Source organism: Leptospiraceae bacterium (assembly GCA_025059995.1).
Taxonomy (GTDB): domain Bacteria; phylum Spirochaetota; class Leptospiria; order Leptospirales; family Leptonemataceae; genus SKYB61.
Genome location: JANXCF010000001.1, coordinates 252102 through 264347 on the forward strand (window position 1 = coordinate 252102; position 12246 = coordinate 264347).

Annotated in this window: 12 protein-coding genes; 9 read left to right on the forward strand and 3 right to left on the reverse strand. The window is 33.0% G+C overall.

The window, feature by feature from the left end; translation table 11 throughout:
• Positions 1-9 precede the first annotated feature (9 nt).
• On the reverse strand, positions 10-1110 hold the full coding sequence (locus NZ853_01215) for a glycosyltransferase (protein ID MCS7204296.1): 1101 nt from the start codon (positions 1108-1110) through the stop codon (positions 10-12).
• A 199-nt stretch (positions 1111-1309) separates the two neighbouring features.
• Here NZ853_01215 and NZ853_01220 point away from each other — a divergent pair, with 199 nt between their 5' ends.
• From NZ853_01220 to NZ853_01230, 3 genes are all read left to right on the forward strand, one after another.
• Positions 1310-2131 carry a lysophospholipase gene (locus NZ853_01220; protein ID MCS7204297.1) on the forward strand — a complete coding sequence of 274 codons (822 nt, stop codon included), beginning with the start codon at positions 1310-1312 and terminating at the stop codon, positions 2129-2131.
• Complete coding sequence (locus NZ853_01225) at positions 2116-3312, forward strand: amidohydrolase (protein MCS7204298.1); 1197 nt, start codon at positions 2116-2118, stop codon at positions 3310-3312. Before NZ853_01220 ends, NZ853_01225 begins: the two co-directional genes overlap by 16 nt.
• Before the next feature lie 583 nt (positions 3313-3895).
• The gene (locus tag NZ853_01230) at positions 3896-4051 is read left to right on the forward strand and encodes a hypothetical protein (GenBank protein MCS7204299.1); all 156 of its coding nucleotides are present in this window, start codon (positions 3896-3898) and stop codon (positions 4049-4051) included.
• 109 nt (positions 4052-4160) lie between these two features.
• Here the strand turns inward: NZ853_01230 and NZ853_01235 are convergent, their stop codons facing one another.
• On the reverse strand, positions 4161-4442 hold the full coding sequence (locus NZ853_01235) for a hypothetical protein (protein MCS7204300.1): 282 nt from the start codon (positions 4440-4442) through the stop codon (positions 4161-4163).
• A gap of 84 nt (positions 4443-4526) precedes the next feature.
• Between NZ853_01235 and NZ853_01240 the strand changes: the two genes are divergently transcribed.
• The 6 genes from NZ853_01240 to NZ853_01265 all read left to right on the forward strand — a co-directional run bounded on the left by NZ853_01240 (position 4527) and on the right by NZ853_01265 (position 11949).
• A complete protein-coding gene (locus NZ853_01240; protein MCS7204301.1) occupies positions 4527-4736 on the forward strand; it encodes a hypothetical protein in 210 nt (69 codons plus the stop codon).
• A gap of 142 nt (positions 4737-4878) precedes the next feature.
• On the forward strand, positions 4879-6918 hold the full coding sequence (gene cfpA, locus NZ853_01245) for a cytoplasmic filament protein CfpA (GenBank protein ID MCS7204302.1): 2040 nt from the start codon (positions 4879-4881) through the stop codon (positions 6916-6918).
• A 134-nt stretch (positions 6919-7052) separates the two neighbouring features.
• The gene (locus tag NZ853_01250) at positions 7053-7940 is read left to right on the forward strand and encodes a hypothetical protein (GenBank protein MCS7204303.1); all 888 of its coding nucleotides are present in this window, start codon (positions 7053-7055) and stop codon (positions 7938-7940) included.
• Between the two features lies 1 nt (position 7941).
• Positions 7942-8655 (forward strand): hypothetical protein, encoded by a 714-nt coding sequence (locus NZ853_01255; protein MCS7204304.1) that lies wholly within the window; start codon positions 7942-7944, stop codon positions 8653-8655.
• Between the two features lie 5 nt (positions 8656-8660).
• Positions 8661-9935, forward strand: coding sequence for a VWA domain-containing protein (locus NZ853_01260; protein MCS7204305.1), 1275 nt, complete (start codon positions 8661-8663; stop codon positions 9933-9935).
• On the forward strand, positions 9910-11949 hold the full coding sequence (locus tag NZ853_01265) for a hypothetical protein (protein MCS7204306.1): 2040 nt from the start codon (positions 9910-9912) through the stop codon (positions 11947-11949). The genes NZ853_01260 and NZ853_01265 overlap by 26 nt, the downstream gene beginning before the upstream one ends.
• Here the strand turns inward: NZ853_01265 and NZ853_01270 are convergent.
• Positions 11935-12210, reverse strand: a complete 276-nt coding sequence (locus NZ853_01270; GenBank protein MCS7204307.1) for a hypothetical protein — start codon at positions 12208-12210, stop codon at positions 11935-11937. The two genes, NZ853_01265 and NZ853_01270, sit on opposite strands and share 15 nt — an antisense overlap.
• Positions 12211-12246 lie beyond the last annotated feature (36 nt).

Sequence of the window (12246 nt, forward strand, 5' to 3'; positions counted from 1 at the left end):
ATTTTAAAATCAAGAAAAGGTATAATTCGTATTCGTAAAGGAAAATACTATTTTTTTAATCTTTTCGATAAAATTATCGTATGTAAACTTCATCAAGTGGTTTCGAAAGGTTTTTTCGTTGAATTGAAAATTTTCGAATTTTTTTATTGCATCGATTAAGCTGTTTTCGTTTTGTTCGTCGAAAAAAATCCCCGTTTCGTTTTCGACCACGGTTTCTAAAGCTCCACCCCTTCGATAGGCAATCACTGGGCATCCGTAGGACTGAGCTTCTACTGGCACAATCCCAAAATCTTCAATCCCTGGGAAAATCAAAGCCTTTGCTCGTTGGTAAAGTTGAGCAATCTCGGTTTTTGAAGGAGATACCCAAAATTCTATATTTGGTGTTGCTAACTTTTTGAGTTTATTGAGCTCAGGTCCATTTCCTGCAATAATGAGCTTTTGATTCAACTTACGAAATGCTCTAACGGCTATATCCACTCTTTTGTAGGGAACTAAAGCACTCACAATCAAGTAAAACGAATCACGTTGGTGAAGATTTAATTCAGGAAAGTTTTTTATGCATGGCGGATGAATCACAACAGCATCCCTTCCGTAGTATTTTTTGATACGTCGAGCTACAAACTGACTATTCGCAATGTACTGATCCACACGATGGGCAGATGCCGAATCCCAAGTTCTTAAATAATTTGCAAAAAAGGGAATCAAAAATTTTTGAAGGAAATTCTCACCGGGAAAATACGTTCTATACATATCCCAAACATATCGCATGGGGGTGTGAATATACGAGATGTGAGGAACATCAGGCGGAACAATCACACCCTTGGCAACACAATGAGAACTCGAAAAAACCAAATCATATCCCCAAAAATCAAACTCTTCGATAGCGGTCGGAAAGAAAGGAAGATAATATCGATACAACTTTTCTTTGAAGGGAAAATTTTGAATGAAGCTTGTATAAATTTTTCTTTTTTCGATCTTGTCCGAACAACAATTAGGAATGTGAAGCAAAGTAAAAAGATCAGCCTCGGGAAAGAGATCCAACAGGGCTTCTAAAACCACTTCTCCACCTCGCATCCCGGTGAGCCAATCATGAACAATAGCAACTTTCATGAGAACAAAATTTTTTATGTAATTAGAATAAAAAGAGATTCTCTAATTGATTTTTTAAGGTTTTTGATTGGATTTGAAATTTTATAAATTTGAATCTTAAATTTTCTTTATGATTTGTCATCACGTTTTGAGTTTCTAAGATGAGAGTTAATTATTGACGAAAAAGAATTAGTAGTTAGCTTGATTGTATAGAGAATTTATGAGGCAAGATGTGGAATTTCTTTCAAAAGATCGAACAAAATTAATAGCCAGTCTGTGGGATGCGAACTCACATCAGTGGCTTCTTTGGATACATGGCTTTGCTGAACATCGACTACGATATGAGAACTTTGCCAATTTTCTCTACGAACATCAAATCTCTTTTTTTATCTTTGACTTAAGAGGACATGGAGATTCTGAAGGAAAAAGAGGTTTGATTTTAGATTTTCAAGAATACTTAAATGATGTAGAAGCTGCCATTCAATTTCTTTCCACCAAAACAAAAAAAATTCACATAGGCGGTCATTCTATGGGAGGCTTGATTTTAGGAAGGTATCTTGAAACACGAAATCCTCCCATCGAAATCAAAAGTGCGATTTTAACCTGTCCTTTTATAGGTTTGGGAATGCCCGTTCCTGGATGGAAAAGATTTTTAGGAAATTTATTATCAAAACCATTGCCAGGACTATTACTTCCCTCAGGCTTGGATCCGGAAAAACTAAGTCATGACAAACACGTTGTAGAATCTTACAAAAACGATCCAAAGGTGTTTAAACATGCCACTGCTCGCTGGTTCGCCGAATGTCTTAAACACCAAGAACTTGTCGTAAAAGAGGCATCAAACATACGAATTCCGACGTTGGTGCTTCAAGGACTGAGTGATGAGATAGTTGACCCTCAGGCTGCCAAGACATTTTACGAAAACCTAACAACAGAAAAAAGATGGATTGGATATGAAAGATTGTATCATGAAATCTTAAACGAAATTCAAGAAGAAAGACAAAAAGTTTATCAGGATATTTTAAAATGGATAAAAAAATAACAAAAGAATTCAGAGAACTCGTAGAAAAACTTATCGATGAAGTTTTACCCCAAGTGATTGAATGGAGGCATTTTATTCATTCCAATCCTGAGTTGGCATTTCATGAGTTCGAAACATCAAAGTTTGTCCAAGAAAAACTCCAAGAATTTGAAATACCCTATGAAAACAACATTGCCAAAACGGGAGTGATTGGAAGAATAGAAATTCCACATGCCACAAAGCGATTGGCTTTTCGTGCAGAACTGGATGCTCTTCCCATCCAAGAGTTAAACACCTTCGAACATCGATCCAAAATCCCTCACCGCATGCATGCATGTGGACATGACGGACACTTAGCAGGATTATTAGGAGCTGCCAAGGTAATAAAAGAAGTTTCAAAATTTTATAAATTAAATCAATCAATTTATTTTATCTTTCAGCCAGCAGAAGAAAATGAAGGTGGTGCAAAAAAGATGTTCGAAGAAGGATTAAAAGAAAAATACCATTTCGATGAAGTTTATTCTATCCACAACTGGCCCGAGATGAAAGAAGGAATCTTTGGTATTCGATCTGGCTCCATTATGGCATCTTATGATAGCTTTGATCTCATCATTAAAGCGAAAGGTTCTCATGCCGCAATGCCTCATCAAGGAATAGATGTGATTTTTCTATCATCGCTTCTGATACAAACTATATATTCATATTTGAGTCGATGGAATCCTGTGGATGAAAAAGTTTTGTCTTTTACTTCAATTCACGCAGGTAGCACTTATAACGTTTTGCCTGATCAAATCGAAATCAAAGGGACCCTAAGAACATTCCAGCAAAGCACAAGGGAAAATATCTTAAATTATATAAATAACTTATTGAAGAGCTGGGTAGAATTGTATGGGATTGATTATAAGTTCGAACTCAAGGAAGGATACCCAGCCACTATAAATTCCAAAGAAAAATACGAAAAAATAAGGGCATTCATAGAAAAAACCTTCGATAAAAGTAAATTTGTTGAAATCGAAAAGCCCAGCATGGGAAGTGAAGACTTTTCGTTTTTTCTTCGTAATTACGATGGAGTTTACATATGGCTTGGTTCAAAAAAAGAACACTCAACAAATCCTCCGTTGCATAGCCCAGAATATGACTTTAACGATAATATCCTAAAAGACATCATAAGTTTCTGGACCTACTTAGCATATTGGGAATAGAGTTTTGTTTTTAAGAATTGTATAATTAATTTGATGAACTTATTTACTTTTTTACTTTTAGAGTGAAGAGGAAACTAATAACTTTTGGCTAACGCAATACTCATTATACATAATTTGTCTGAACAGATGGTTTTCCTGTGTCCATTTTTACAATTTCCAAAAATTGTTGATTTTGTCTGAGAAAATTAATATTATCTCCATCTCAAACTCAAAAGAAGAAATTGAGAGACTTCTGCTTCACCTCTTGAGAATGAAGGGATTTTAGAAGACTTCAAAAAAAACTAAAAGAAGAAATTTTAATCAGTGTTGAAGAAAAAATACAAGAAGAATTATTTTTCTGGTTTTACATGTTTTTTGTAATAATCAAACCAATCGTCTAAAGTTTTGGGTTGGCAATTTCTTATTTCTTCTGCAACTTTACTTACATATTTTGGTCTATTGAATTGCCAGCGATTTGTTGCAATGTTTAAAATCCACTTTTTTTATTTTATCATTCTTTCTCATAATCACCTAATCCCATTTGCACCATTTTTTTGTTAATGTTGATTTTGTTTTTAAGGATGACTTTTCCAAAAACTGAGTTATGTTGGTGTCCTTCTTGTTGGATGTAAACATGCCTGCCTTTGATGTAGTTGATCAGATAGTGGATAGCTTCGGTAAGTTTTTGATTTCTATATTACTAAGGGGATCACCTTGTATCTGCCATAAAGACCTTGCATCGAGCAAACATGTTCCGTAAGTTTGTATAGACTCTTCCGCCGGTTTTCATCCATTCGATGAATTTTTCAATGCCGTTGTCTATAATGCTTTCGTCTTCTGAGTTTTCCAATTCGTCGATTATGAGTTTACTAACAATCTCTTTCGTCTTTGCATGGGAATAGGATTCGTCTTGCTTGATCTAATAGTTTAGCATACTCTATGAGTTTGAAAGCTTTGGGATCAATCCCCATGCCAATCAAAATGCGAATTTTTTGTGTATTCTCGAGAGCTGGGTAAATCTCATGAAAACCACTGACAAAAAAATACCCTACTAAGCAATCAAAAGAAGTGGATTTTTGAAGTAAGATCTTGAATCTGTCCTTGATTGTTCTATTCTCTTCATTCGTGAAAAAGGTTAAATCTGTTATCATATCTACCTCAACTTTTAAATTTTTATCATTCTTGGAATTATAAATAAGATTGATAAAAAAATAAAGAAATATATTTTTTATCTTATGTTAATAAAAATGTATTCATTGATGTATGGTTATAGGAAACTAAAGGGGGAGGTTAAGATAGAAAATGGAGAGCCTAGGCTTTATGTGGAAGAATTGGGATATGTAAGCCCTTTGGAGTTCATAAAACAGGGTATGAAGATCTTGGAGATATCTGAACATGAGAAAGAATTATTAAAGAGAGGAAAATACAAATTCCGAGATTTTTGAAAAAAGGGGTGAAAAAAATTATAAAAATTTACAAAAAATTTAATTTTTTAGTTGATAATAAATTAAGGTTATTTAATTATACGATAATTAATAGGAGAATAATGGTAAACTTTACACTTTTTATCATTTGGAGGAATTAAATATGGCAGCAGGACAATTTCCCAAAAGCCCTAATAAAGTAGACCCTATAATTCCAAGTGCGGTGGCATCACGAACTTCGTTGGTCTGGGAAGGAAGAAATAAGATTGCCGAATCAAAAAAGATTGTTGATGATGCAGCAGCAAGAGTGAGGGATTTTGTTCAAACCAAATTGCCACCCGAGATTGCAAAAGATGTCGATATAATGGCAAGCATTGAAGATAAAATCTACAACTACGTGAACCAAGCATATGTGAATATGTTCAATCGCTACACAATCACCGTAGAAGACGAGATGATGAAGAAGGTTCGTGATTTCGTAGATAAAGAAGAAATGCGGGTTTTAGCTCGTTATACCCCGAGAGAAATCTCTGAATTGATCGACAAATTGGCTGGTGCAGACAAATTCAATACCGGCGAGATCGAGAAATCTATCATCAACATGTATGGACACTTGCAAGGACACATCCAAAGAGGTGTGAACGATTTAGAAAACGAAACCAACGCTATCTTGCGTCAAAAAACAGACGTTGGTGCATTCGTTCGTGGTGAGAACGCGTACTCGATAGTCAAATGCGTCTTTAAGGACAATCTTTACAAGCCCAAAACTGTAACAGATATTAAGCTTTCTATCAACATTCTTGATTCAGAATTGATTAGCCCAATCTTTCATTACCAAACAACCGTAGAATATCTATTGAAGGATACTTTAGCAAAACACATCATGGAGTTGATTGATCGAGAGATTGAAAAACTCAAAGAAGAGATCATCGATTCAGGACGACCTGAATTAACCGACGGAGAAATCATGTTCGAAAAAATCAAGTTGGTCGATAAGTTTACAGATGATAATGCTTCTGATCCTAACTCAAAACGATACGCTATCTTGGCAAAGAAATTCTTAGATAAAATAGAAGGTTTAAGAGCTGAAATCGACCAAGAAGACTACGATCCTCTCAACATGAGGGAAAGAATCAAAGCCATAATTGATGACGAGAACATCAGAAACCGTGGTTTTAACACAGCTGTAAACACAATTACTTCTATTCTTGATACCTCAAAATTAGGATATCAAGTTTGTGATAACAAAAAGAATGCAAGAGAGTGTTTAATCAGAGAATACGAAGATGAGGATGAAACCCAACTACCAGATGAACGTTATTCCATACGATTGGTCTACTATGATCAATCCCAAATACGAGAATTGAAGCGTATCTATGACGCAAGGATGAATGCTTTTATTCGCGAAGTAGATGCTGTGATGGATGTAGTAGAAGAACTTTATCAAAGAAGCAAAAGGAAATTTGGTGGATTGAAGAAAATCATCAAGGATTTCGAAGACTTAGCAGAAGCAGTGATGCCAAAAAAATGGGTTAAAGAACGAAATGCTGTGAATTCAGACCCAGATGAAATCCAATGGAACAAGCTAAAATATCGTGATCCCGTGAATACCTTTGTGGAAAAGAATAATAGAACATACACTGTTGAAATCAAAAATACTTCTCAAAAACTCAAAGAAATCAGACAAAGACTTCATCAAATGTATGGATACCAAAACCCAATTGAGCGAGTTGTGATAGAAGAAAGAGTGAATTTATTAGAACAACAATTCAATAAATTTATTTATGAAATCAATCCTCACCATCTTCAACCTGGATTACTTTTGGACATTGATATAAGTACGAACAAACGCAAACAATATATGATGAAAGCAATGGCGAATGTTCTTAATGAGTTCCTACATAGTGTATCTAAAGGTTTTGCTGATGCGGCATTTGCAACCTTCAAGCGAAGAAGATCAACAGTTCGCGATGATAAAGAAATGTCTTTTGAAGCTGACTCTGAAAAAGACGCTCAATTAAAGAAATTAGCAAGCCAATACGCAGCTCCAACAAGTAATCAGCAAGAAACCAACACAAATTTTACTCCAACATCAAATAATATTGAAAATGGCGAAACCAGTAGTGGTGTGAGAGGTTCTGCTGATGTAACACCCAAATCCTATGAAGATAAACTAAGAGACATGGGATTGAAAGAACTTTAATACTTGTGGGGGTAGCTTACTCCCACAACTGTTCAATTTTATAAAAATAATCGAATTTAGGAGAATTATGTATGGTAGGTAAAATTTTTTTTCCTACTGGCAAGAGAGAGATCTATAATCGTCTATTGAGACATATGGTATTCACAACCACGATTGTTGAAAGGTTTGAAAAAGGTGAAAATCTTGCTGATATTATTCAGGAATTACTGGACAGTCATGTAATTACGAATGAACAAGTTCCAGCTATCCTTCAATTATTACTTGTTGAAAGAGCGAAATGGGCTTTTAGAGTAGAAAACCTACATAAGAATTTTTCAAATTTTACTAACTTAATAAAGATCATAAAGAATTGGAATAATATAGATTTCGTGGTTTCGTATTACCATCCAACTTATGGTATTATAGTTATTAATCCCAAAAATAATGAACATTGGGTTAAGGTTCATGAATTAAAAAAAGATGAGCTTTTGATCATATATGCTAAGCAGAAAAAAGGAAATGTAGAAATTGCAGAAAAAGCCATTAATGAAGTTTTTAATCTAATAGATGATAAACCTTATGAGGATGATCCTAATTTCAAAATACCTGAATTGAAAGAGGCAAAACAGGAAATTAAAGTTGAACAAAGAATCGAAGCTCAACAAAAACAACAAGCAACACCAGAAAAAACTCCAATAAAAGAACCAAAAAAAACTAATATTACATTAAAATATTCGGTGCAAGTGACGAATGAGTTATTTCATAATGGAAACGTTGAAGCTTGGAAAAATATTATTGAGTCCTATCATGCAAAATATCCTGACTGTAGAGTAATAGTGTATTACGAAGGAGAATTAATTCATGATTTAAATTCATTGTTCAAATGGGGAAAAGTCAAGCACGGAAATGTTATTTTTTTTCAAGTTGTTGGAGAAAACATCAGAGGTGTTAGTAGGTTGCAAAAGTATTTATATGAAGGAGCTTCTCCAAGATTCGAGGCATTCTTAAAGAAAGATGTGAACAAGATCCTCAATCTGTTTTAATATGTTCGAAAAGTATTTCATTCAGCAATCCAATTGGTTGCAAGAATCATTAAATAAACGCTTAGAAAAGAAAGGGATTTCTATTCCAGAAAAGAAAGATTTAAGCATCTTTAAAGAGTTTTTTGATTTTATAAAGGAACATATTCCCATCGGATTTTCTTTAGCGATGGGAAAAATAAGAAATAAAACCCATGTTTATGGAAAAAATGTCGATTTGATTATATACAAAAAATGGACCAAAAGTTTATTGAAATTGAGTGGTGGATATATATTGGTTGATCATATCTACGCTTTTCTTTCGATAGAGCAAGAGCTCAGTACTGATTCTCTAATTCAACATATTGAAATGACAAATTCAATAAAAACCATGTATGCAATGGATTATGAATTGGATGAAAGTAGAATTATTCCCGTATACTCTATTCTATTTGCTTATAAATCTAGGATCCCTCTTTTATCTCATAAACTCACATTAATTAATGCATCACACGAAAAAGAAATACCTCCAACAAAAGAGGTAGATCTAATATGTGTCTTAGATCAAGGAGTTATAATTAAAGATTGGGAAATGGGAATTTTTAAGATTATTGAAACAAAAGAAGACACATTGATGTGGTTTTATATTATGCTTATTGAGTATCTTGATCGAGACAATGAAATAAAAGTCGATTTAAGAAGGTATATTCGAGAAGTAAAAGAATATGCAGAAAAGTGAGGCTTATGGTTTCTATAAAAGGAAAGGTTAACGTAGTTCTTCTTTTATTCACATGGTTTTCTTTGATGATCATTGGATGTAAAAAAGAACCAAAAGAAGTAATTATCCAAAAAAATGAATTTTTCTTCATTATCGATACTTCCGGTTCGATGGCATACGGACCTTTCCAACACATACAAAAAAAATTCGAAGATTTTTTAACCTTAATAAAGACTGGAGACTCCATTTATATTATCAAATTTGACGTAGAACCCATTTTATTGAAAAAAATAGATAACTACGACATAATCAATAAAGATGAGATAATAAACCTAATAAAAGAACTAAAACCCATTGGAAGATACACTGATATACAGCTAATGCTTGATTATACAAAAAATTTGGTAATGAATTCAAAATTAGAGGAGACTTACTTTGATGAAACAAAAAATGAAATCAGAAAAATCCAAAAAACACAATTTATCATTGTTTTTTCAGATGGAAAAGATGAACCGCCAAAGAAGAGAAATGTCGTAAATCTCAATGAATATAGAACTAGCCCTACTTTACCTATAGAAGATAGATATGTGTATTATGTTAATTTTTCGAGAGAAACTAGCAAGCAAATAGAAGAAGGACTCAAAGAACAATCTAAAGAAGTAAGAGTAATCCAGAGACCTTTAATGGAAAAGACAACGGATAATGCAAAAACTGAAGATGAAATTTCTTCAAACAATAAGCCTATTGATGATCCTTCGGGAATTGAAGAATTAAAAGAAAATATCCAACAAAAACAGCAGGAAATCCAAGAGAAATCGGAAAGCTCTTTTTGGCAGAAGTTTCAAATAACTGCTTTTGAAATTTTTGAAAAAAATAAGAATTTTTTGCTTTTGCTTCTTTTGGTTTCGATTGTTATTTTATCGCTATATTTCTTGTTAAGATATCTTTATAATAGGTTCAAGTCAGCTTTGAGAGGAGAAATCATTTATTACGAAGTGGGGTCTCATCCTTCTATGGGAAAAACCATAAAACTCAGTAGATTTGAAAAAAATAAGTTAACGATAGGAAATGATCCTGATTGCTTGATTCGAATCCGTTCAAGGGATTTTCCAACAAAGATAGTTCTAAAACCTATTGAAAAAAATGATCACTATTTTTTCAAAGTTCCGAAACGCTTTCAAAATGAAATCCAGTTTTTATCAAAAGATTCAAATCAAAATGTTATTTTTTCTGGTGATAAATTCAAAATAAAAAATTATATATTCGAGTTCAGTTATGGTAGCAAGTCAAAAAACTATTAAAATGAATCCTTTAGAACTAAGAGGAAATGATAGAGTTTTTCAAGTAGATAGAGATACAATTTTGATTTATACAGGAATTCATTTAGAGGACTTTCGACCTTTTGCTAGGATTGGTGCGGGAATTGAATTACCATCATCTATCGTAAATCTGATAGAGAATGTTTTGTTGCCAGAAAGGCATGTATGGAACGTTGGTATGGAGGAAATGTGGCTGAGGAATTCTATAGAAGCTGGGGTTTCTAAGATCATTTATGTAGGTAATAAAGAAATGCTAAACAATATCAATAAATATTTTGATCTGGAGACATATTTCTCAAATGGAAAGAAAACTGAGAGATTATATCTCCCGGTTGAATATAAAGTTTATCAGCATTTATCTCAAAAAGAAATAGCTAAAGACAAAGCATCGATTATTTACATGCATACGGGTGATTTTCAAGTTCTTGTTTCTGGAAGTAGAGTTTTAGACTCTGGAAATTACTTTCGGGCAAGACTCACAATAGACAAAGAATACAGTTTTTTAAAGAGAATTCTTGAGAAATTACCTAAAGAACGAGCGAAAGAAAAATTTAGCTTTTTTCTATTTCCAGGAGAACAAGTAAGCTGTTTGTTGAATTTTAATGGGATTCTCCTAATGGTAAATCCTCCCATGGAAATGCATTATCGATTATTTGAAATGCATATCGACCCCGATAGAGTGAGTATGGCAATCACTTCATCACCATATCAGCCGGGATTTGTTGAAATCTTCAGGAGAGCTGATGTTCTACAAAAAGAAATAGCTGTTAGCTATCCTGATTTAGAAAAACTTAGTTTATTAAAGAAAATTTATTATTACTCTCGACCTAAATTTTTCACTGATGGAAGCACGTTACCATTTGCAAGATACGTAAATTATTACGAGTCAAAAACAAAATCGCATTTTGCATTAACATTTCGAACAAGAGATGATGTAGAAGTTCAAATGAAATTACTTTTCCCGTTCTTAAAAGAGAAAGAAAATAAAAGTTTTGATTACATAAAAGCTCCATTTGATATTGAATTCCTTAGGGTTAATCATAAAAAGGATATTTACGATTTACAGACGTCGAATTACTTTATTTTAATACAGGGAGAAATTTCAGATAAAAATTGGGCTAATATCCGACTAAAAGGAAATTTTATCCCAGCATTGTTTAATTCGGAATTCCGTTTACATCAGATTGTAGCATTGGATGAGATATTCGACTATATCAACGAAGCATTCAAAGATACTGTTTTTGGTGAATATATTATTAATCTCGCTACTAAAATTGTAAATTTTAATTCTGTAGATGAATTGATTTCTATTAAAGATGAATTGTATTTGATAAGAACTCAACCTTTGCCAAATGATACTATCACATTATTCAATTTAGCAGAAACATTAAAATTACTTTATCATGTTGCCAGCTATAATATGGAATTACCAAAAGATGTTGATAAGCTATTCTTAAATGTAATGAAGAGATTTTCTTTTGAAAAGATTAAAATAAAAGACCTATTATCATTAAAGAGCCCAGTTGATGTAGATTTATTTGTTAAAGCTGGAGAAATAGTTTCTGTTTACCTAAAAGAATCGAAACCTCTTTGGAATATACATATACAGTATCCACCTGATCCGGGTAATGCAATTGAGCTAGAGAAAGAATACAGAAAATATCTTAAAGAACAACATAAATTGATTGATAAAGGTTTGGGAACACAAAACGAAAGGCAGTTATTAGAATTTTTGGAGAAGCTGTTAGAAGAAAGAATTTTTTACAATGAGCAAAGAAATCGATTAGGACAACTCCTAGAAATTATAACTCCAAGCTTGGAAGCATTGACAGAAAGTATGAAGCCTAAGGGAAAAAAGGTACCATTTCATATGAAACTTCCCTACTGGTTGAGAAAAATTGTTGAAATGCTAAAAATACCAGATCTGATAAATGTAATTGAAATGAGCATAGAGAAAATCAAAATTAAGAGATTTAAGAGATTAAAGAAGGGATAGGATACTATCAATGAATTCTTTATGTTCTTGGAGAATTTTTTTCAGTTCTTCTTTTTTGCCTGTTCGAATATGACGGCGAATGATTTCTGCTAATCCATTTCGTATCATCGAGTCTAATTCTGATAGGTTATTGAAAGTGATGTCTGTTTTTCTTTGTTGTTCTTTGCTCTTCTCTATTTTTTCTATGATTTCTTCTACGTTTCTTTTGTTTTTTTGACTGAGGATATAGTTCTTTAGGGTCTCTGGCGTGAATTCTTCCATATATTTAGCAATCGACAAGATAATTCATAATATGTG

Excerpts from the sequence above, each read along its gene's own strand:
- NZ853_01215 (MCS7204296.1), bottom strand. The coding sequence starts at position 1,110 with ATGAAAGTTGCTATTGTTCATGATTGGCTCACCGGGATGCGAGGTGGA.
- NZ853_01220 (MCS7204297.1), top strand. The coding sequence starts at position 1,310 with ATGAGGCAAGATGTGGAATTTCTTTCAAAAGATCGAACAAAATTAATA.
- NZ853_01225 (MCS7204298.1), top strand. The coding sequence starts at position 2,116 with ATGGATAAAAAAATAACAAAAGAATTCAGAGAACTCGTAGAAAAACTT.
- NZ853_01230 (MCS7204299.1), top strand. The coding sequence starts at position 3,896 with ATGTTGGTGTCCTTCTTGTTGGATGTAAACATGCCTGCCTTTGATGTA.
- NZ853_01235 (MCS7204300.1), bottom strand. The coding sequence starts at position 4,442 with ATGATAACAGATTTAACCTTTTTCACGAATGAAGAGAATAGAACAATC.
- NZ853_01240 (MCS7204301.1), top strand. The coding sequence starts at position 4,527 with ATGTTAATAAAAATGTATTCATTGATGTATGGTTATAGGAAACTAAAG.
- cfpA (MCS7204302.1), top strand. The coding sequence starts at position 4,879 with ATGGCAGCAGGACAATTTCCCAAAAGCCCTAATAAAGTAGACCCTATA.
- NZ853_01250 (MCS7204303.1), top strand. The coding sequence starts at position 7,053 with ATGGTATTCACAACCACGATTGTTGAAAGGTTTGAAAAAGGTGAAAAT.
- NZ853_01255 (MCS7204304.1), top strand. The coding sequence starts at position 7,942 with ATGTTCGAAAAGTATTTCATTCAGCAATCCAATTGGTTGCAAGAATCA.
- NZ853_01260 (MCS7204305.1), top strand. The coding sequence starts at position 8,661 with ATGGTTTCTATAAAAGGAAAGGTTAACGTAGTTCTTCTTTTATTCACA.
- NZ853_01265 (MCS7204306.1), top strand. The coding sequence starts at position 9,910 with ATGGTAGCAAGTCAAAAAACTATTAAAATGAATCCTTTAGAACTAAGA.
- NZ853_01270 (MCS7204307.1), bottom strand. The coding sequence starts at position 12,210 with ATGGAAGAATTCACGCCAGAGACCCTAAAGAACTATATCCTCAGTCAA.